The 20,415-nt window shown below is 32.6% G+C and carries 22 protein-coding genes; 1 reads left to right on the top strand and 21 read right to left on the bottom strand.

Annotated features, from left to right (window positions below; genetic code table 11):
- From CLMAG_RS04360 to CLMAG_RS04285, 16 genes are all read right to left on the bottom strand, one after another.
- The gene (locus tag CLMAG_RS04360; protein WP_066618378.1) at positions 1-789 is read right to left on the bottom strand and encodes a M23 family metallopeptidase; all 789 of its coding nucleotides are present in this window, start codon (positions 787-789) and stop codon (positions 1-3) included.
- A gap of 149 nt (positions 790-938) precedes the next feature.
- Entirely contained in the window at positions 939-1,319 is a 381-nt protein-coding gene (gene mgsA, locus CLMAG_RS04355) for a methylglyoxal synthase (RefSeq protein WP_066618376.1), read from the bottom strand.
- Positions 1,320-1,333: 14 nt separating this feature from the next.
- A complete protein-coding gene (gene rodA, locus CLMAG_RS04350; RefSeq protein WP_066618375.1) occupies positions 1,334-2,452 on the bottom strand; it encodes a rod shape-determining protein RodA in 1,119 nt (372 codons plus the stop codon).
- A 185-nt stretch (positions 2,453-2,637) separates the two neighbouring features.
- Positions 2,638-2,907 (bottom strand): cell division topological specificity factor MinE, encoded by a 270-nt coding sequence (gene minE, locus CLMAG_RS04345; protein WP_066618373.1) that lies wholly within the window; start codon positions 2,905-2,907, stop codon positions 2,638-2,640.
- 12 nt (positions 2,908-2,919) lie between these two features.
- On the bottom strand, positions 2,920-3,717 hold the full coding sequence (gene minD / locus CLMAG_RS04340; RefSeq protein WP_066618372.1) for a septum site-determining protein MinD: 798 nt from the start codon (positions 3,715-3,717) through the stop codon (positions 2,920-2,922).
- A gap of 14 nt (positions 3,718-3,731) precedes the next feature.
- Positions 3,732-4,361 carry a septum site-determining protein MinC gene (gene minC / locus CLMAG_RS04335; RefSeq protein WP_066618371.1) on the bottom strand — a complete coding sequence of 210 codons (630 nt, stop codon included), beginning with the start codon at positions 4,359-4,361 and terminating at the stop codon, positions 3,732-3,734.
- Between the two features lie 319 nt (positions 4,362-4,680).
- Positions 4,681-7,362, bottom strand: a complete 2,682-nt coding sequence (locus CLMAG_RS04330) for a penicillin-binding transpeptidase domain-containing protein (RefSeq protein ID WP_066618370.1) — start codon at positions 7,360-7,362, stop codon at positions 4,681-4,683.
- 15 nt (positions 7,363-7,377) lie between these two features.
- The gene (mreD, locus tag CLMAG_RS04325; protein ID WP_066618365.1) at positions 7,378-7,869 is read right to left on the bottom strand and encodes a rod shape-determining protein MreD; all 492 of its coding nucleotides are present in this window, start codon (positions 7,867-7,869) and stop codon (positions 7,378-7,380) included.
- 11 nt (positions 7,870-7,880) lie between these two features.
- Positions 7,881-8,726 carry a rod shape-determining protein MreC gene (mreC, locus tag CLMAG_RS04320; protein ID WP_066618362.1) on the bottom strand — a complete coding sequence of 282 codons (846 nt, stop codon included), beginning with the start codon at positions 8,724-8,726 and terminating at the stop codon, positions 7,881-7,883.
- 8 nt (positions 8,727-8,734) lie between these two features.
- Complete coding sequence (locus CLMAG_RS04315; protein WP_066618360.1) at positions 8,735-9,745, bottom strand: rod shape-determining protein; 1,011 nt, start codon at positions 9,743-9,745, stop codon at positions 8,735-8,737.
- Positions 9,746-9,766: 21 nt separating this feature from the next.
- Positions 9,767-10,453 (bottom strand): RadC family protein, encoded by a 687-nt coding sequence (gene radC, locus CLMAG_RS04310; RefSeq protein WP_066618358.1) that lies wholly within the window; start codon positions 10,451-10,453, stop codon positions 9,767-9,769.
- An 18-nt stretch (positions 10,454-10,471) separates the two neighbouring features.
- On the bottom strand, positions 10,472-11,047 hold the full coding sequence (locus CLMAG_RS04305; RefSeq protein ID WP_066618356.1) for a Maf-like protein: 576 nt from the start codon (positions 11,045-11,047) through the stop codon (positions 10,472-10,474).
- 11 nt (positions 11,048-11,058) lie between these two features.
- On the bottom strand, positions 11,059-11,319 hold the full coding sequence (locus tag CLMAG_RS04300; RefSeq protein ID WP_066618355.1) for a DUF4321 domain-containing protein: 261 nt from the start codon (positions 11,317-11,319) through the stop codon (positions 11,059-11,061).
- 179 nt (positions 11,320-11,498) lie between these two features.
- A complete protein-coding gene (locus tag CLMAG_RS04295) occupies positions 11,499-12,221 on the bottom strand; it encodes a hypothetical protein (RefSeq protein WP_066618353.1) in 723 nt (240 codons plus the stop codon).
- Positions 12,222-12,345: 124 nt separating this feature from the next.
- Positions 12,346-12,855: a GNAT family N-acetyltransferase gene (locus CLMAG_RS04290; RefSeq protein WP_066618351.1), complete on the bottom strand. Its 510-nt coding sequence runs from the start codon at positions 12,853-12,855 to the stop codon at positions 12,346-12,348.
- Positions 12,856-13,042: 187 nt separating this feature from the next.
- Positions 13,043-13,510 carry a chemotaxis protein CheX gene (locus CLMAG_RS04285; RefSeq protein ID WP_066618344.1) on the bottom strand — a complete coding sequence of 156 codons (468 nt, stop codon included), beginning with the start codon at positions 13,508-13,510 and terminating at the stop codon, positions 13,043-13,045.
- Positions 13,511-13,841: 331 nt separating this feature from the next.
- Between CLMAG_RS04285 and CLMAG_RS04280 the strand changes: the two genes are divergently transcribed.
- The gene (locus CLMAG_RS04280) at positions 13,842-15,242 is read left to right on the top strand and encodes a sigma-54 interaction domain-containing protein (RefSeq protein WP_082831791.1); all 1,401 of its coding nucleotides are present in this window, start codon (positions 13,842-13,844) and stop codon (positions 15,240-15,242) included.
- A 79-nt stretch (positions 15,243-15,321) separates the two neighbouring features.
- Here CLMAG_RS04280 and CLMAG_RS04275 read toward each other — a convergent pair whose 3' ends face one another.
- From CLMAG_RS04275 to nuoE, 5 genes are read right to left on the bottom strand one after another with little or no spacing between them, the layout of a single operon-like run.
- Positions 15,322-16,716, bottom strand: coding sequence for a [FeFe] hydrogenase, group A (locus tag CLMAG_RS04275; protein WP_423231057.1), 1,395 nt, complete (start codon positions 16,714-16,716; stop codon positions 15,322-15,324).
- Positions 16,717-16,742: 26 nt separating this feature from the next.
- Positions 16,743-17,297 carry a 4Fe-4S dicluster domain-containing protein gene (locus tag CLMAG_RS04270; protein WP_066618340.1) on the bottom strand — a complete coding sequence of 185 codons (555 nt, stop codon included), beginning with the start codon at positions 17,295-17,297 and terminating at the stop codon, positions 16,743-16,745.
- Between the two features lie 45 nt (positions 17,298-17,342).
- Positions 17,343-18,101, bottom strand: a complete 759-nt coding sequence (locus CLMAG_RS04265) for a 2Fe-2S iron-sulfur cluster-binding protein (RefSeq protein ID WP_066618332.1) — start codon at positions 18,099-18,101, stop codon at positions 17,343-17,345.
- A 14-nt stretch (positions 18,102-18,115) separates the two neighbouring features.
- A complete protein-coding gene (locus CLMAG_RS04260; protein WP_341419516.1) occupies positions 18,116-19,915 on the bottom strand; it encodes an NADH-ubiquinone oxidoreductase-F iron-sulfur binding region domain-containing protein in 1,800 nt (599 codons plus the stop codon).
- A 7-nt stretch (positions 19,916-19,922) separates the two neighbouring features.
- Positions 19,923-20,411 (bottom strand): NADH-quinone oxidoreductase subunit NuoE, encoded by a 489-nt coding sequence (gene nuoE, locus CLMAG_RS04255; RefSeq protein ID WP_139264188.1) that lies wholly within the window; start codon positions 20,409-20,411, stop codon positions 19,923-19,925.
- Between the last annotated feature and the right edge of the window lie 4 nt (positions 20,412-20,415).

Here is a 20,415-nt window from a genome sequence, read left to right as displayed (position 1 = left end):
TTATTTTTTAATTATATTAAAATATTGATTTGGATCTTCATTTTCCCCCATGTATAAAAGCTCAAAATGAAGATGCGGTCCAGTAGATTTGCCCGTATTTCCACTTTTGGCTATAACCTGACTTTTTTTTACCGCATCTTCTTTTTTTACAAGTATTTTGTTTAGATGTCCATATTTAGTTTCAATCCCCCCACCATGATCAATTAAAACATAGTTTCCAAGTTGTCCATCCAGACCACATTCTTTTACCTTTCCATCATAAGCAGCCAATACATCTGTATTTTCTTTAGCATCTATATCTATACCAGCATGAAACTTTTTTTCCTTTGTTATAGGGTCTTCTCTATACCCATAATCAGAAGTCTCTACTCCGTTCACTGGCACAATAAATTCATTCTTAATCTTTGTTGTAGCACTTTGATTGCCTGTTATCTTACTTCTTATCTGTTGAATTATATTTGTGAACTTGCCCTGCAGTTTTGTTAGATCAACAGTTTTAGCCTTTTCCATTAGATCTTCATAATTAAAATTTTGATTTAAAACATTTTTAGAATAATTATAAACATTTTGAGTTTCAGGGGTCACTAATATCTTACATCCTATAATAAAAAGAAAAAGTATCAGAACTCCAATCAAGTCTCTGGTGATTCTTCTAACCCAATACTTTCCTTTAGGCTTTCTAGTATCAATGTTATTATAGCCCATATGTTGATATGGAGAATTTCGTATCCTATTTTTTTTCTTTAAAGAACTATAGTAATCCTCATATTGTGAATTATAATTTCCCATAAAGAACCAGACCCCCAATTTTTAATATTTTGTTCACTCACAGAATTCTTTTCGTATGTACTGTTATATATATATTTTGTTTTCCTATATTTTATGATTTTAAAATAGAAAAAACCCTAACAACATATGTCATCAGGGCATGTCCGTAGTTATTCTGAATCTTTGTGACTTCTAAGTGCCTTTATAAAAACTTCAGCTGATGCAAGGTTAGTTGCAAGAGGTACACAATGAACATCACATATTCTTAAAAGTGCAGAAATATCTGGTTCATGTGGTTGTGAAGTAAGCGAATCTCTCAAAAATATTACAAAATCCATATCTCCTTCAGCCACTTTTCCTCCTATTTGCTGATCCCCACCTAATGGGCCTGAAAGAAACCTATGCACCTTTAACCCAACTATTTCGGTTATAAGTCCTCCTGTAGTACCAGTGGCAAATAGTTGGTGATCTTGGAAAATATCTTTGTACCTTTTTACGAAGTCCACCATATCATCCTTCTTTTTATCATGTGCAATTAGTGCAATTTTCATAACATAGATTCCCCCTAAAAATTAATTTTCTTTCTTCTCATTCCTATATTTAAAACAAGTCCTAAACTCATAAAACTTGTTAACATAGAACTACCTCCATAGCTCATGAACGGTAATGTAATACCTGTTATAGGCATTAAACCTATGGTCATGCCTATATTCTGTAATACAGAAAATAACAAAGTGGATATTACCCCCACACAAATGACTGATCCAAATAAATCCTTGGAGTTTTTTGCAATACCTATGAGTTTATATATAAGTATCCCATAGAAAAACAATAATACTATTGCCCCAATGAGCCCCCACTCTTCTCCTACAACTGAAAATATAAAATCTGTATGCGCTTCAGGAATAAATCCTCCTGATATTTGAGTACCTTTTAAAAATCCTTTTCCCAAAATTCCACCAGAGCCAATTCCAATTTGTGATTGTATAAGCTGAAGGCCTGAACCTAATTCATCTGCTTCCGGATTTAAGAAAGATAACAACCTAGTTTTCCAGTATGCTTCCATAAGAGGTGAATTCCAAACTATAGCAATAGTAGCTATTACCCCTGCAATGCCTCCTCCTATTATCTTTAGATTTAAACCTGATGCAAAATAAATTCCCAGTACAATAAAAAAGCAAACCATTGTCATTCCCATATCTGGCTGAATAATTATTAGACCCATCGGCAAAGCCGCATATGCTGTTAACTTAACGAAGTTCCTTAAGTCATTTATTTTTCCTTCTATGTCACTTAACTGTTTAGCTAGCATTATTATCATACCAAGCTTTGCAAATTCAGATGGCTGCATTGAAAAAGAACCTATTTTCATCCAGGAAGATGCTCCATTGACTGTTGATTTAAATATGGTATCATTCAACACAAGCAAAAATACACCAAACCAATAAATTATGTTAGCATAACTTTGAATAATAGAATAATCAAATATCAAAATGAAATATGTCAAAAATAGTCCTGCAATTAACCAAATGAGCTGAGCTTTTAAATAATAATTGCCAAACTTTAAGTGAGTGGCACTATAAACATTTATTGAACTAAATATCCCTAAAACTATTACTGTTATTATTACAGTAATGTCTAATTCTCTCAAAAGCTTTCTACTAATCTGGAACCTTTCTAGCATAGTATCCCCCTCCATTATAAATAAGATTATACCATATAGAAAAAAAAAAGCTATGCACAATTTTATCCGATGGCTAAACAACAATTTCCTTGTTTTTCAATGTTGCTCAGCCTCGGATTCATACAACCAAAATTGAATAGAGCCTATAATTCTATCCAATTTTAAATTTCACTTTGTGCATAACCTTATAAATTAGTTTTCATTCTTTTTATTGGAATACTAGCAATTAAGGCAGGTGTATCTCCCTGTATCTCTTCTGTAGTTGTCATTTTAACATCTACTTCACCATTATCGATTTCAACATATTTTGAAAGTACCGCAAGAATGTCTTCTTTTATAGATTCTAATAATTCCGGTGATATATTTGCCCTATCATGTATTAGAATCAATCTTAATCTTTCCTTCGCTACATCCTTTGAGGAAGTCTTTGTGGAAAATATCTTAAACAAGTCCATCTTACTCCCCCCTTATTTTATACCAAATATTTTCTTTAGTGATGAGAAGAAACTTTCTTGATTGCTACTTAAATCCATAAACGGTATTGTGTCCCCAGTTATTCTTCTTGCAATATTTCTAAAAGCCTGTCCTGCAAATGCCTTATTATCTAAAACTATTGGCTCTCCTTTATTAGTTGAGACAGTAATAGTTCTATCATCAGGTACTACCCCTATTAACTTTATTGCCAAACTGTCTAATATATCATTTACATCTAACATATCACCATTTTTAGTCATCTGATAATTTATTCTATTTATTATCAAATGATGATTTTCCAGCCCTCTAGCATCTAGTTTCCCTATGACTCTATCTGAATCTCTTACAGAGGTTACCTCAGGATTTACAACAATTAATGCTCTATCTGCCCCAACTATTGCATTTTCAAATCCCTGTTCAATGCCCGCTGGACAGTCTATTATAACATAATCAAATTCTTTCTTTAATTCCGTTACCAAGTTTAACATTTGTTCTGGACTCACATCATCCTTATCTCTTGTTTGTGCTGTAGGTAATAAACAAAGATTAGGAAGTCTTTTGTCTTTTATTAGCGCCTGCTTTAGCCTACATTTATTTTCTATTACATCTAACAATGTAAAAACTATTCTATTTTCAAGTCCCATCAAAACATCAAGATTTCTAAGTCCAGTGTCACCATCAATAACAACAACACTTTTACCTAACGCCGCTAACCCTGTACCAATATTAGCTGTAGTAGTTGTCTTTCCTACTCCGCCTTTACCTGATGTTACTACTATAGATTCTCCCATTTCTACTACCTCCATTAAATAAACTTATTAAGCAAATATGGTTCCACAATAATTGTCTCGCCTTTCACTCTTGCAACTTCCGGATACTGAGGTTTAGGGCTATCTTCTGGGGATCTAGTCATGATATCTGCAATTTGTAATATTTCTGGTTGCAAATAAAATGCAGCAACTATAGCCTTAGAGTTTCCTCCAAATCCCGCATGTGCGTATCCCCTTAGAGCACCAAGAACTATTATGTTCCCTCCAGCATATATTTCAGAACCTGCATTTACATCTCCGATTATAACTACATTTCCTGAGTAATTTATAACTTGTCCACTTCTTATAGTCTTTCTTAAAAACTTTGTGCGCCCTTCATAAATACCTGTAAATGTTTTGCTGCTTTTTTCTTCCTTATCCTCGAATATGCAGTCCTTAATTAAAAATTGTTCAAACAAAATATTCTTTAACTTACGAAACTGTTTTTCATTTATATACTTCATCTCAGTGGTTATTTTAATAGCAGATCCTTTATAAAACACTTTTCCTACAGATAGTCTCCTAATTAAAGCTTCCAGCATCTCGTCAAAGTCTTTAAATTTATTCATATTAATAATTGCATTTATTCCATCTCTGTTACCTTTAATTATTATATTATCATCCATATTAGACCTCCAATGAAGTGGAAACTTGAATCAGATGGGGTTTCAACCCCGACCTGATTCTTAGTTGAACGAATCCAGGGACGTAGCCGCTCGCAACGTACTCTTTGAGAAGAGGGAGTATTAGAGCGGATAGTCATCGGATAAATCACCACATCTTATATTTCAACACAAGACCCCTAAATCCTTCTAAATTTTAATTTTATTTTTAAATTAATTTTATTTTTAAAAAAGATATATACAAGCACTCTATGTGTGTATATATCTTTTCTTAATTTTTGATTAACAGCTAGTTTGAAATAGCAGCTGCATTTGTTTCGTTTTATCCGTTATTTTCGGCATTTGCAGCCTGACTGCTATTCTGTGTATTATTCAATTTAAAGTATGCGGAATATATATCCCTTGCTACATAAGCAGCTTGAGCTCCCTGACCACCATCAAATATCATAACACATACAGCTATCTGAGGAGTATCTAAAGGTGCAAATCCCACATATTCAGCGTAGTCTGTTCTTCCGAAACTTTCCTGATTAGTTAAACTCGCCGTACCAGTTTTTCCACCGGTTTTTATAGGGAAATTTTGAAACGCTCCTGCAGCAGTACCCTTTTCATTAACGGCAGCCATCCCTGCTTTAACTGCTTCTATATTTTCAGGCTTAACTCCCGTTTGTTCTATTACTTCAGGCTTTACCTCTTCTATTACCTTTCCATCAGCATCTAAGAATTTATCTACTAAATGAACCTTATATCTTGTTCCACCATTAACAAGAGTTGCAATGTAATTTACCATCTGTATAGGAGTAAATTGGTCCATACCTTGACCTATAGAAGCATCATACATATTAAACCCGCCTCTTAACTGACTATTAGCATCCGAAACAGCTATATAATATATAATATCAATTATTTTCCCAATTTGTTTATCAGTAATATCTTTTCCACTATATTGAGAGTCTGACTGTATTAAATCTGAGAACATTTTTTTGTAATTTGACTTGTCAAAAGCAGAACTTCCTTCTTTTATAGCATTTTGTATCGACTTTTTAATATCACTTTTTAATCCCTTAACTTTATCAGAATCCTTATCATTATCATATAAATCTATAGAGGTGAAACTATTTCCCCTATCATCACTACCATTTTTAAGAGTTGACATAGTTTTCCACAAGTAAATATTGGCAGCACTGTTTTTCGCAGAAGTACTATTGTACACCTGCCCAAAATTCTCAGGTATCTCTATTCCTGTAGATGCTTTAACATTAGAGTTAGGATCTTTTCCTAGTCCAAATTTCCAGGCATATTTAGCTAAGGAATCATCCCCAAAAGCAGTTCTAAGAAGCTTACCGACAGTCATAAAATAAGGATTACTTGATTTTTCTATAGCCTTTGTTAAATCTACCCACCCATTAGCTCCATCAAGTATAAATTGATAAATATGTCCGCCACCTTTATCAAAGGTTCCATTGTCATACATACCGTAATATGGAGTTATTACTCCACTTTCAAGCCCAGCAATTGCAGTAAGTGGTTTAAAAGTAGACCCTGGAGGCACTAGTGATTGAGTTGCATAATTAAAAAATGGCTTAGGATATATATCATAGAGATCTTGCCTTATAGTTGTATTATTTTGTATGCTTTTATCCAGTGGAAATAGCATATTTAGCACGTCATCTTCGCTTTTTCCAGGATAGTATGACATTAAGCCTCTCTGTTGAATGTACTGCATACCAAACTGAGTCAAATCTGGACTAAAAAACTTATTATAGTCCTCCGATGATAACCTCCCTGGTGCTGCAAATAAGTTAGGATCATATCCAGGTCTACTGACTAAAGCTAGTATAGCTCCTGTATTAATATCAATTGCTACTGCTGCTCCTCTTGTTGCATTAGCGGTGTTTGATCTATACTGAGCAAAAGGGTTATCTCTTAATTCTTTCATTTTCGCATCCAAAGCATTTTCTGCTGCAGCCTGCACATCCTTGTCAATAGTAAGCTGAATACTTTGACCTGGATAGGAGTCTCTTCTTCCAAGTTCTGCAGTCACTCTGCCCTGTCTATTAAGTTTTACAATTCTTCCACCCTTTGAACCTTTAAGTCTATCTTCAAAAACACCTTCAATACCAGCTGCTCCTACGTAATCAGTACTTACATCATATCCTTTTTCTTGATATTTATCTTGATCTGAACTTATTTTTGATATATATCCTAAGAAAGATGAGCCTAACTCTCCGTAAGGATATGTTCTTATAGGCTGAGTAGTTACATCTATACCTGGTAATTCATTTAATATCTGCAAGAATTTAAATGCGGTATCCTTCTTTATGTTAACAGCTACTGTTACAGGTTTATATCCAGAAAAACTCTGCATTTTAAGAGTATCTTTAACTATCATAAATCTTCTTTGCTCTTCTAAAGAATACTTACTTTCATCTATTTTGTATTGTTTTACAAGCTTTTTAAAAGTATCCTCTGGAGTTATCTTAAGTAACTCTTCATCTATTTTGTTTTGATCCTCTTCTGTCAATTTATCCTTTTTGTTACTGAATAGCTTTTTCTGAATTTCCGCATCCAATCCTCTGTCTTTCTTGAATCTTAACTCAAGCAGTCGTTTTGTTTTAGCATCATCACTTCTAAACTCAAATCTAAAGGGATTTATCTTTAATTCAAAATCATCTTGCTGTGCCTCTCCACTCTCATCAAGAATTTTAAAAACCTTGTCCATAGTATCAAAAAAAGTTTTATCGCTGTCATCGGTTTGGTTATACACCAATACATAACTTTGAGTATTTGACGCTAGGAGAGTACCATTTTTATCTAAAATGTTTCCTCTTGGTGCTGGATCAGGAATTTCCCTTATAGATCTGTTATTCGCTTTTTCCTTATATTCTTCCGCTTTCAGCACCTGAAGACTAAACAGTTTTGAGGCAATAGCAGTAAATATAATAATCATAATTACTATTAAAGCAGTATATCTAGTAAATTCTATCTTCTTATTACCCTTCATGAAATCACCATTCCTCTAGAACTTCCATCTTATCTGCATATATTCTTTTTGACAAAATCTATATACTTTTTTGTACATTATAAAACCCACAATAGTATTATAGGTGCTTACAAAGAATATATTTCTCACATCTGTATATATTCCACCTAAATATAGTATTAATATCAAAAGAATACCTTTTACAAAACTAAGCATAAAACCAGACGCTACAGGAATAAGCATTTTTTCCTTAAATATGTTATTACCTATAACACCAGCTATTATGCACACAATCATATTTACAAAAGCATTTAAACCAAATGTACTTGTAAAATACACATCTTGAAGCAATCCAGAAAAAACCCCAAGCCATAGACCTTCCCACGTTCCATTCACAATAGAATAACAAACTATAAAAACCAAAAGTAGGCTAGGATAAATAGTTCTAATAGCTAAAAATGGCATTAAAACATTATCCAACACAAAAAGTAAAATTGCCAAAAGGAATAAAACTAATATTTTTTTCATTCTATATCACCTTAGTACTTCACATCTATTTTGTTCTTAGGTAAAACTATAAATACTTCTTCAAGCTTATTAAAGTCAACATAAGGTTTAATTATGGCATTTTTCATAACCTTTCCCTTATCCTCTTCTACACTGATTACTGAACCTATTCTTATACCTTTAGGATAGATACCACCAAGTCCAGAGGTTAAAATCACATCACCTGTTTTGATATTAGAATCTAAGGGAAGATAGTATAATTTAGCTAACAATCTATTATCACTATCCTTATATCCCTTAACTATTCCTCCATTATCATTTGTACTTTCTATAGTTCCGCTTACTGCTAAGTTTTCGTTGGACAAGGACTGTACTATTGCCCAGTTGCTTCCTGTAGAAGTAACCTGACCTACTAACCCCTGTTCTGTTATTGCTATCATTTGTTTCTGAATGCCATCTTTACTTCCTTTATTTATTACAAACTGATCCAATAGACCGCTACCACTTTTACCTATTATATCAGAACCTATATAATCATATTCTGATCTCTGATCTTTAAAATTTAGCATGCCTCTTAGTTTTTCATTCTCTTCTTTAAGAGAATCATAATCAAGAGCCTTGCTTTCAAGTTCACTATTTTTTTTTCTAAGTTCTTCGTTCTCTTTTTTTACATTTGAAAAATTAAAAATAAAGCTTACAGAATCTTTAACTTTGCTATTAAACTTATATATTCCGCCTTGTATAGCATTAAAAGTTACACCTATTCCATTCCCGGTAAGAGAAATATTATCACTCTTGATAGTTTTAAAAATTAAAATTAAAAAGGTAACTGACAGTAATACTATAGTTACCGCCAGTTTATTTCTAAAAATCTTCATTTTGTTCTCTATTTTCTACTAGATACTATTTTATCAATAGTATCTAATGCTTTTCCTGCACCTAATGCAACACAATCAAGAGGGGATTCTGCTATATGAACAGGCATATGTGTTTCTTTATTTATAAGTTGATCTAACCCTCTAAGCATCGCTCCACCGCCTGCAAGCATTATTCCTTTGTCCATAATATCTGAAGCAAGTTCTGGTGGTGTTTTTTCAAGGGTTGTTTTAATAGCTTCAATAATTGCTGCAACTGGTTCTTTTAAGGCATCTCTTACTTCACTTGATGTAATGGTTACAACCTTAGGAAGACCTGATATTAAGTCTCTTCCTCTTATATCCATTGAACTATCTTCTCCTGTATCAAAGGCTGAACCTAATTCAATTTTAACATTTTCAGACGTTCTTTCTCCAATTGCAAGGCTATACTCCTTTTTTATATAGCTTATTATTGCGTGATCTAATTCATCTCCTGCAATTCTCAATGACTTACTTGTAACAATACCACCAAGGGATATTACAGCAACTTCTGTAGTACCTCCTCCGATATCTACAATCATGCTTCCTGTTGGCTCATTTACAGGAAGTCCTGCTCCAATAGCTGCAGCCATAGGCTCTTCCATAAGTAAAACATCTCTTGCCCCAGCCTGTTTTGTTGCCTCATCTATAGCTCTTTTTTCAACTTCAGTAACCCCTGAAGGGAAACATACAACTATTCTAGGGCTTGTAAAAGCAGACTTTGGGCTTATTTTTTCTATAAACTTTCTAAGCATTGTCTGAGTTACATCAAAATCAGCTATTACACCATCCTTCATAGGTCTTATAGCTACTATGTTTCCAGGAGTTCTTCCTATCATCTGTTTTGCCTCATCACCAACAGCAAGCACTTTCTTTACATCGCTATTAATAGCTACAACAGAAGGTTCCCTAAGTAAAATTCCTTTTCCTTTTACATATATTAAAGTATTAGCTGTACCTAAGTCGATACCCATATCTCTTGATATTCCGAAAATTCCCATTAAAATTTCTCCTTTCACTCTTTACAAAATTCCTTTTTCCTTTAAACTTATATAGTTTCCATTCCCTATAATTAAGTGGTCCAATAAATCAATTCCAAGTAGCTTTCCGCACTCTTTTAGTCTGTAGGTTATATTAATATCTTCATTACTTGGAGTAGGGTCTCCTGAAGGATGATTATGGCATATAACTATAGATGCACTACTCTTTTTAATAGCATCACAAAATACTTCCCTTGGATGCACTATAGATGAGTTTAAACTTCCAATGGAAACATCCCTAATAAAAATCACCATATTTTTTGTATTTAGCATAATTACTTTTAAATATTCCTGTTTTAAGCTTCGCATTTCTTCCATAACTAATTCAACTGCATCCTTAGGTGATGATATCTTATATTCATCTCCATCTTTATAGGACTTAAACCTTTTTGAAAGCTCTATAAGAGCTACAAGCTGCGCAGCTTTTGCCTTTCCAATTCCATGGACATTCATAAAATCATCCAAGTTAGAATTTAAAAGCCCATTTAATCCCCCATTTTTCTTTATAATTCTGCTACTCAAATTTAATATATTTTCTTTTTTGCTACCAGACCTCAAAATTATAGCTAAAAGTTCAGAATTAGATAATGCTCCAACTCCATACCTAAAAAGCCTCTCTCTAGGTCTTTCATTTTCGGGTAAATCTATAATTTTAAAAGTTTCTTCCATGTACTATTCGTACTCCTTTTATAAATTTATACCCATTCCCCTTAACATTTTTGACAATTTATTTAAAGGAAGCCCTACAACATTATAATAGCAACCATGAATTTCTTCAACAAAAATTCCACCATAACCTTGAATACCATAAGCACCTGCCTTATCTTTATACTCACCATTTTCTATGTACCTTTTTATCTGATCATCTGACAAATTGTCAAACTTAACATCTGTACATACAAAATCTCTGCTAACATTTCCAGTTTTGCTATTTATAATTGCTATACCAGAATAAACTTGATGAGTATTTCCACTTAGAAGCTTAAGCATATCAAAGGCTTCATTTTCATCTTTAGGTTTTCCAAGTATCTTTCCATTAAAAGACACAATTGTGTCACATCCTATTATAATTGCTTCATCATTTATGCCTTGGCAGACATTTAAAGCCTTCCCCTCTGCCAACCTCATAACATAAGAATCACACTGTCCATTAAATTTAATAGATTCTTCATCAAAGTCACTTATTATAATTTCAAAACTTTCTGTCAACCTATTTAACAGTTCCTGTCTTCTACTAGAAGCTGATGCTAAAATAATTTTCATAATATCACTTCCTAATATCTCCTGTATAGTATTATGGCCATAATTATGCCAATTATAGTCATAACATTAATATTAAAATTTAAACCTAAAGCTAAAGTCATAACTTTAAGATTTAATATTATTGGTGTTGACGTACCTATGGCATAAGAATCCTTAAGAAAACTTAAAATATGCAAGCTATTTCCCAGTATGTCTCCTATAAGGCTTCCACATACTGCCCCCAGAAATATTACAAACCATAAAAAACTTACGCCTTTTTCAACCCCTCTCACGTACACATCCCCTACCTTAATAATATATCTAATATAGTTTATCATTTAATAAAATTATAAACAAGTATAGTAGTCTATTGTTTAAAAAATTTTTTAAATTATTTTAAAAAAAGTCAATCGAAAAAGATGGTAAGCCTTGGTTATTAGAAACCTTTTGCTCCCATCTTTAATCATTCCTATTACTTCGAATTCATTTTCTTTAAAATAACATATATATATTCGTAATTTTCAGCCGCTTTGTCTTTAGTTATTTCCTTAGGCATTTTATTTACATGATCCTTAATTTCATTTAGTACAGATATATTCTTACTATTACTATTAACTTTATTTAAAGATGTACACCATTTTTTTAAATCATCTGTCTGTACTGCTTTAACATTTTTTTCACCAAGCTTATTTAATATTTGTATATTAGCATTTATTATCTCAGCAATTTCAGCATCACAAAGATCACTGGTGTTTATTGTAAACAACATTTTTGAGTTATCTATTTTTTGTTCTATCAGTGACTTCATAACTTGTTCTCCTTGACTTTCAACATATATACCCAAAAAGACTCTAGTTTTGTTATCCTCTATTATATTAAAAGGTGTACCATACTGATTTAATATGCTTCTCTCCGCTTCTACATTTTCTTTATTTTTATATATTCCACCCTGTACTGCTACAAATTTAATAATTTTACTATTACTGGTTGTACCATCCGTTGCTTTGGTACTATTCTTTGTTTCGCTAATATTACTGATATCTGTATTCCCTGTACTTACACCTCCACTGTTTCGCATTATGACTTTAAAAATAACAGTCCCAAATACAAATGCTAATACAAAAATTAAAAGCATTATAAAAATAAATACCTTGTTACCATTTTTTCTTTTCAAATCATATCTTGTGTATTTCAATTTTTCACCTCCATTTCATAAACTTTCCCAAAACCCCTACTTATTTTCTACGTTTTACTAAATTGTGAAAAATACTACACAACAGTAGTCGTAGAACATCTATTATATATTAATATTTATATAATTATAAACTTATTACCTTTTTCATAATTAACATATCCATCGATTTCCCATCAATACAATAAAAATCTTTTACTATTCTAACTATTTTGAACCCGATATTTTTCCAAAACACAATATTCTCTTCATTTTCTTTAATTATTCTAGTAAAATAAATATCTATACCATATTCATCAAAAAAATAATTCATTAATTCCTGTATAATTTTCATACCTATACTAGCATTTCTATATTCATGATTAAGATAAAAAAACCATATCCAAACCTCATTAGGATTTTTCAATTCCAATCTCCCTTTTAAAATTCCTATTAACTCATCCTTATTATTTATCTTTAAAAAAAATTCACATTCACTTATATAACTTTCTAAATATCTTTCGTATAATTCCTCTAGACTATCTTCTCCATAGGCAAATTGATTTTCAACTTCCATCCAAGCTTGGATTTCCGTTAATTCATGTTCATCTATATTAGAAATATTTATATCATTAAAGTTTATTTTTAACTCTAACATAAACTCACCTCTTTTTAAAATATACTATATTTTTAAAATTCTACACTAACTTTTAAATTCCTTTTATTTAATAAATCCTTAACAATTTAGCCTTTCATATAATAAGTTGCAAAAAACATGAAGTTTCTGAATGCAATACACATTCAGAAACTTCTTTATTTAAATCAAGGAGTTTACATACAAATTGCTAACTTTCTGATAAAGAAACATTTATTTCGAAGCAATTACCACTTTCCATAACTAATGGCACACAAATTGAATTTGATTTTGTTGTAGATATTTCAATATTATTTCCTATCATAACAGTAGGAGGAGTTATATCTAATTCCATTTGTTTGGATGCAAATATTGTAGCTGCATTTCCCGAAATCATGTTAGCTAGTTCACCTATGGCTGATTTGGCTATCTCATCAAGATGTGTCACTGGCATTCCACACATCATACGAGATGCAATGTTACACGCAGCTTCACTACACAAATTAAAAATAACTTGACCTTTTAAACCTCCAGCTATACCTATTATTATTATAACATTATCACCAATAAAAGACGAGTCTCTTAAAAATAACGTTCCTATATCTGTCTTTTCATTAGCAACTTGAGCTAACATATCCTTACTGGCTAGGATAAATGGATCTATATACTCTAAATTCATTATATTTCATCCTCCAACCTCATTTTTTATTTGTTAATACTAATTATTATATAAATTTACGTTAAATTCAACATAAAATTGTATTATATATGTTTTTTCACAGATGATGCATTTAATTTCAAGTAATTTAATAAAGTTTCGTTACACCTCATTTCACTCTCATTCTGAAACAGAATCATTCTCAAAACGATACTATTAGTCATGATTTTATTTTTCACATCGTTCCACAATGATAATATAGCAAAAAAATATCACTTTGAAACAATCCGTCATTTAAGTTAATGCCAATATATGTTATACTTATTTTATTAGATTTTTGGGGGTAAAATATATGAACGACTTGGGATTTTGGTCAGATGTAGATGATATGTGTAGAATTGATATGGATAGTATATTGGAGTACGATATATCTTCTTTTATTCTTCAAGCTATTTTAGATAGCTCAAAGGATGGTTTAATTGTTACAGACGAAAATCTTTTAATAAAAAAAGTAAATATTGCAGCTGTAAAAATATTAGGAATTAAAGAGGATACCTTATACGAAACTTTTCTTACCGAAATATTAAAAGAAGATATTTTAAATACAATTATGTTAACAGGGGAAAAACATATTGATGAGGATCTAAACTTTTTTGTTAATGGTACCAGAATAAGATGTGTAACAAATATAATACCAGTAAGAATAAGAGGAAAAAATATAGGCTTAGTTCTATCCTTAAGAGACACTAAAAATTTACATAAAATGGTCAATAATGTTGTTGGATATAAGGCTTCTTTTACTTTTGATGATATTATCACTAAAGATGAAGGAATGCGAAGCGCTATTGAACTTGCAAAAAAGGCTGCTAGAACCAACTGCAACATATTGATAGAAGGGGAAAGCGGCACAGGAAAAGAGGTATTTGCTCAATCTATTCATAATTATAGCTCAAGAGCAGATGGCCCTTTTGTTGCAATTAACTGTGCTGCAATCCCGAGAGAACTTGTAGAAAGCGAACTTTTTGGCTATGAGAAAGGTGCTTTTACAGGAGCTTCTAAGGGAGGTAATCCCGGAAAGTTTGAACTTGCAGATGGAGGAACAATATTTTTAGATGAGATAGGTGAACTTCCTCTAGATATTCAATCTAAGCTCCTTAGAGTTTTGGACAACCTTAAAATCTCACGAGTAGGCGGAACATACGAAAAGAGTATAGACGTTAGAGTAATCGCCGCAACAAATAGAGTATTGACTAATGAAATAGAAAACAAAAATTTTAGAGGAGATCTCTACTATAGACTTAATGTTATGAATATAGCCCTTATTCCTTTAGAAAAAAGAAATGAAGACATTGAACTCTTTGCTCAGAATTTTGTAAGCAAATTAAATGCAAAAAAACCTAGCGATCCTAAATACATTGATCCTTCTTATATAGAAAGTCTAAAAAAGCAAAGTTTCCAAGGTAATATTCGAGAACTCAGAAATGTAGTTGAAAGATCCTATTATTTATGTGAAGGAAACTTAATAACTAGCAAACACTTACAAAATAAAGCTCGACAATCTAATATAACAGATATAGTATCTCCTACTAAAGAAATACTTCCTCTCGAAACTGTTGAGGAGCAGTGTATAAGAGATGCCCTTGCACACTGTAAAGGCAATGCCATAAAAGCGGCTAATTTATTAAAAATAGGAAAAGCGACAATTTATAGAAAGCTAGCTAAATTTAATATTGATATTGATGAATTTAGTTAGCAACTTAAGAGCCAAACACCATTTAATTAAGATCTAGCATTACTTAAGTTATGGCGATTTGGCTCCCTACCACATTTAACTACCTATTTACTCTTGATTTATATCTAGTATGCAAAAGTTCATGAGATTTATGACTTAAAGGTTCACCTAAAAATTCTTCATATAAAACTTTTACACCTTCATTTTCATGTGATTTTCTAACTTCTAAGGCAGAATCATGTTTATATAATCCTGCTTTCCTATTTTCGTATGCTACTTTTTTATCCTGTTCAAAAATCAACTTTGGCTGACCTCCACCACTAACGCATCCCTCTGGACAAGTCATAACTTCTACGAAATGTAAATCGCACTCTCCTGCTTTAATTCTCTCAATTAAAGGTACAACATTCTTTAATCCCGAAACTATCCCAACCTTTAATTTTAAATCTCCTACCTGTACTTCGGTAGTTCTAAAACCTTCCTCACCTCTTATTTCTGTAAGATCTACATTCGGTATTGACTGTTTAGTAATAAACTCATATCCAGTTCTAAGTGCAGCCTCCATAACACCACCAGTAACTCCAAATATTGTACCTGCACCTGAATAAGCTCCTAAAGGATTGTCGAATTCTTCTTCAGGCAAATCTAGAAAATTAATATTTCTACTTTTTATTAACTGTGCCAATTCTCTTGTGGTAATAGCAACATCTACGTCTCTGTATCCACTATCTTGCATTTCTTCTCTTTCTGCCTCAAAGGCCTTGCATGTACATGGCATAACGGATACGCTATATATTCTTGATGGATTTACACCATTAATTTTTGCCCCATATGTTTTAATTATTGCTCCACCCATTTGCTGTGGTGATTTACAAGTTGAAAGATTAGCCAAAAGTTCTGGATTTGTCTGCTCCAAATACTTTACCCAAGCAGGACAGCAAGATGTAAACATCGGAAGAACTCCACCTTCTGTTATTCTCTTTATAAGCTCAGTTCCTTCTTCCATTATAGTAAGGTCTGCGGCAAAATTCGTATCATATATTTTATCAAATCCTAATCTACGTAATGCAGCAGCCATTTTACCAGGCGTAAGTGTTCCAAGGGGCATTTCAAACTCTTCGCTTAGGGCTACTCTTACAGCAGGTGCACATTGCACTACTTTTAGTAAATCCTTACTATCTAATAATTCATTAACCTTTTTCACCTGCCCCATATTATATGCGGCAAAAATAGGTTCCTTTACGGTATTTAACATACCTCTTTCATGCATTTTTTTGCTAAATGGTGTTGGAATTTCTTCATAAATAGAAGCATAACCTTTACATATTTGTACACATTGACCACAAAGAATACATTTATCTGCATTAATGCTTTGAACTTCTCCTTCATTACCTTCTATCGCATCAACAGGGCACACTTCTGAACATCGTTTACAACCTGTACATAATTCTTTATCTATATTTATTATGGCAGTATTAGCTGACATCTCTACCATCCCCTTCTTTCATAGATTTTAAAAAGCTATATCTTTTTATTAAGCCCAAGTAATTGTAACGCAGCTTTTTTATTACGAGCTCTTTTATTTTCTTTTGGATTAGCTATTGTTAAAGCATCTTTAGGACATGCTTTAACGCAATTCGGTGTACCACCTGCATCCTTACACATGTCACACTTATACGCCATTACACTTAATTTTCTATCAACTCCACCATTTATTATTGGACCTTCATATCTTGGTAACAAATCAATTGCTCCCACTGGACATACTAAACTGCAAGTTTTACATCCTATACAAAGTTTTTCATTTATAAATATACTTCCATTTACTTCACTTATAGCCTTAGCTGGACATGCATTTGCACAAGGTGCATCTTCACAATGTCTACATTGAATTTCTATAACCGAATTATTATTTTTTATATAAAATAATCTTGGTGTTATAGGACTATCCATAGTACCTACTGTTAATCCTGTATTGTTTTCTCTATGAGATGCTGCACAGGCTACTTCACAGGATCTGCATCCAATACACTTTTGAGGATCTCCTATCACAAAAGAGTTAAGATCTGCTTTCATTTAATTTACCACCCTTCTTTAATTTTCAACTCTAGGTATTTTATCCTATATCCCTACATCTGGAAATGCATTTTTAGTTTTGTCTAAGCTTGATTTTCTTCTACATTCTTCACAAAGTATTTTTTCCGCCTTTACACCTGCTTTAGCAAATGCAAATTTCACATGATCTTCAGTAGCAAACTCTTTACCGCACTCTTCACACTTTTGTAATTTAAATTTTTTGCCCCATATCTCTCTTTCGCCGTATTTGTCAACTACCGGTATAGCATTAGTTGGACATACATTTGCACACGCAGCACAACCTATACACTGTGGCGATGGCTCACCATACGGAGTAGATATAGCTTTAAATATACCTCTATCAACTGTAGATATTGCACCGGTTCCCATCTTCTCACAAGCCTTAGTACAAAGTCCACAAATTACACAATTTTCTGTTTTATGTAACTTAAATCTATTTACTCTTTTTTCCTCAACACCAAATGATGCTGCTAACTTTTTAATTTCTTTATTTTCAGGACATTTGATCAGAAGAAGCATAGCTAGTTCTTTTCTAATTTTTTTTATTTTTTCAGAATTAGTTATAACCTCAACTTCACTAGTAATAGGGAATATACAAGAAGTTACCACTTTTGCTCTTCCTCTATCTACTACCTCTACCACACACAACCTACAACTTCCGAGCCCAGCAAGAGCATCACTATGGCATAGTGTAGGTATATATATGTTATTTCTTCTTGCTATCTGAAGAATATATTCTCCTTTTTCACACTCACACATTTTTCCATCTATTATAATTTTCATATTATACCACCTCCTTATTTAACCTTAACAGCATCAAACCTACATATATTCATACAGTTACCACATCTTACACACTTATCTATATCTATCTCATGAGGTTTTTTAACTTCTCCTGTAATACACTCAACAGGACAATTCTTCTTACAAAGACTACAACCCTTGCATTTTTCGTCATCTATAATAAATGTTGTAAGCGGCTTACATACTCCCGCACGACATCTCTTATTTTTTATATGCTCCTCAAATTCATCTCTAAAATATCTTATAGACGCTATTACAGGGTTTGGAGCACTCTTACCAAGTCCACATAAAGCTGCTTGACGTACCATTGAAGATATTTGAAGAAGTTCTTCTATATCTCCCTCTCTACCATTTCCTTCACATATATCTGTAACTAATTCAAGCATTCTTTTTACACCTTCTCTACAAGGTACACACTTTCCACAGGATTCCTCCGCTAAAAAGTTAAGATAGTATCTTGTAACGTCAACTATACAGGTTCTATCATCCATAACAATCATACCACCTGAACCCATCATAGAATCAGCTTTTACAAGGCTTGCATAGTCTACTGGTAGGTCAAGATATTCATCTGGCAAACATCCACCTGAAGGTCCACCTATTTGGACTGCTTTAAACTTTCTATCGTTTAATACTCCTCCACCTATATCAAATATGATTTCTCTAAGAGTGGTTCCCATAGGCACTTCTACAAGACCTGTATTTTTTACTTTTCCTACTAGCGAGAATGCTTTTGTGCCCTTACTTTCTTTCATTGTACCTATAGAACTATACCATTCCCCACCTTTATTGATTATTATTGGAATATTAGCCCAAGTTTCTACATTATTTAATACAGTTGGTTGCCCCCATAATCCTTTTTCAGTAGTGTGAATATACTTAGCTTTTGGTTCGCCAACTTTTCCTTCAATTGAAGATAATAGTGCTGTAGATTCTCCACATACAAAAGCACCACCACCTCTTACTATGTTAATATCAAAATCAAATCCGCTATTCATTATATTTTTGCCAAGATATCCTTTTTCTCTTGCCTGGTCTATTGCTAGCTTCATATTTTCAATAGCTAATCCATATTCATCTCTTATATATGCAAACCCTTGGTTTGCCCCAATTGAATAAGCACAAATTACCATGCCCTCTATAACACTATGAGGATCTCCTTCCATTATACTTCTATCCATAAATGCCCCCGGGTCGCCTTCATCACCATTACATACTACATATTTAGGAGCAGTATCTATTCCAAAGGCAGTTTTCCATTTGCTACCTGTAGGAAAGCCGGCACCACCTCTTCCTCTAAGTCCAGACTTAGTGACTTCTTCTATAATGCTCCATCTGTCCATATCAAACAATGCTTTTTTCAGAGCCTTATATCCATCTTTTTCTAAATAATCATTGAAAACAGTAGGATCTATTTCTCCAACATTTCTAAGTGCTATTTTCATCTGTCTTCTGCAAAATTCACTCTCTTTATGATTTCTAAGCCTTTGCTTTGTTGAAGTTTCTAGATATAATAATCTATCAATAACTTCTCCATTTATTATTGTCTTCGTTACGATTTCTTCTGCATCTTCAACTTTTACCTTAAAATAAGCTATATCATCAGGTTGAATCTTTACTACTGGTCCTTTTTCACAAAGACCATCGCACCCTGTAGCTTTAAATTCATATTCTGTTTTAATGTCAGCTGATACTCCTAATTCAGCTACCTTTTTCTTAAGTTCCTCATATAATTCCATACTATTTCTAGCTAGACAACCTGTTCCACAACATACATAAATCGTTTTCTTCATGCTCATATTATTCACCTCTATATTCATCAAGAATTTCTTTTACCATTTTAGGTGTCAAGTTACCATAATATCTCTCATTTATCATCATAACAGGTGCTATAGCACAACATCCTATGCAATTAACAGTATTAATTGAAAACTTAAGATCTTCTGTAGTTTGTCCCGCTTTAATGCCCAGATTTTTTTCAAGCTCGTCTAGCACAATCATTGATCCTGCAACGTGGCAAGCTGTCCCATCACACACAGTTATTATATTCTTTCCTTTTGGCGTTAAACTTAATGCTTTGTAAAAAGTAGCCATCCCATATAATCTGCTTACTGGAGTATTTAGGTATTCTGCAAGAGTTTCTAATGCCTCCCTAGGTATGTACTTATACTTCCTTTGTATATCTTGCAAAATAGCCAAAGTGTATCTTTCTTCCCTAGGATGCTGTTCTATTACCTCTTTTGCACATAAGGAGTCATCTCGTGTAATTTCTTTTTGTACCATGTCCATTTAA

Source organism: Clostridium magnum DSM 2767 (assembly GCF_001623875.1).
Classification (GTDB): Bacteria; Bacillota; Clostridia; order Clostridiales; family Clostridiaceae; genus Clostridium_AM; species Clostridium_AM magnum.
This window is presented reverse-complemented; position numbering and strand designations above follow the sequence as displayed.

Bases quoted from the DNA above. Each gene is read 5' to 3' on its own strand.
- CLMAG_RS04360 (WP_066618378.1), bottom strand. From the start codon at position 789: ATGGGAAATTATAATTCACAATATGAGGATTACTATAGTTCTTTAAAG.
- mgsA (WP_066618376.1), bottom strand. From the start codon at position 1,319: ATGAAAATTGCACTAATTGCACATGATAAAAAGAAGGATGATATGGTG.
- rodA (WP_066618375.1), bottom strand. From the start codon at position 2,452: ATGCTAGAAAGGTTCCAGATTAGTAGAAAGCTTTTGAGAGAATTAGAC.
- minE (WP_066618373.1), bottom strand. From the start codon at position 2,907: ATGGACTTGTTTAAGATATTTTCCACAAAGACTTCCTCAAAGGATGTA.
- minD (WP_066618372.1), bottom strand. From the start codon at position 3,717: ATGGGAGAATCTATAGTAGTAACATCAGGTAAAGGCGGAGTAGGAAAG.
- minC (WP_066618371.1), bottom strand. From the start codon at position 4,361: ATGGATGATAATATAATAATTAAAGGTAACAGAGATGGAATAAATGCA.
- CLMAG_RS04330 (WP_066618370.1), bottom strand. From the start codon at position 7,362: ATGAAGGGTAATAAGAAGATAGAATTTACTAGATATACTGCTTTAATA.
- mreD (WP_066618365.1), bottom strand. From the start codon at position 7,869: ATGAAAAAAATATTAGTTTTATTCCTTTTGGCAATTTTACTTTTTGTG.
- mreC (WP_066618362.1), bottom strand. From the start codon at position 8,726: ATGAAGATTTTTAGAAATAAACTGGCGGTAACTATAGTATTACTGTCA.
- CLMAG_RS04315 (WP_066618360.1), bottom strand. From the start codon at position 9,745: ATGGGAATTTTCGGAATATCAAGAGATATGGGTATCGACTTAGGTACA.
- radC (WP_066618358.1), bottom strand. From the start codon at position 10,453: ATGGAAGAAACTTTTAAAATTATAGATTTACCCGAAAATGAAAGACCT.
- CLMAG_RS04305 (WP_066618356.1), bottom strand. From the start codon at position 11,047: ATGAAAATTATTTTAGCATCAGCTTCTAGTAGAAGACAGGAACTGTTA.
- CLMAG_RS04290 (WP_066618351.1), bottom strand. From the start codon at position 12,855: ATGTTAGAGTTAAAAATAAACTTTAATGATATAAATATTTCTAATATA.
- CLMAG_RS04285 (WP_066618344.1), bottom strand. From the start codon at position 13,510: ATGAATTTAGAGTATATAGATCCATTTATCCTAGCCAGTAAGGATATG.
- CLMAG_RS04280 (WP_082831791.1), top strand. From the start codon at position 13,842: ATGAACGACTTGGGATTTTGGTCAGATGTAGATGATATGTGTAGAATT.
- CLMAG_RS04275 (WP_423231057.1), bottom strand. From the start codon at position 16,716: ATGGTAGAGATGTCAGCTAATACTGCCATAATAAATATAGATAAAGAA.
- CLMAG_RS04270 (WP_066618340.1), bottom strand. From the start codon at position 17,297: ATGAAAGCAGATCTTAACTCTTTTGTGATAGGAGATCCTCAAAAGTGT.
- CLMAG_RS04265 (WP_066618332.1), bottom strand. From the start codon at position 18,101: ATGAAAATTATAATAGATGGAAAAATGTGTGAGTGTGAAAAAGGAGAA.
- CLMAG_RS04260 (WP_341419516.1), bottom strand. From the start codon at position 19,915: ATGAAGAAAACGATTTATGTATGTTGTGGAACAGGTTGTCTAGCTAGA.
- nuoE (WP_139264188.1), bottom strand. From the start codon at position 20,411: ATGGACATGGTACAAAAAGAAATTACACGAGATGACTCCTTATGTGCA.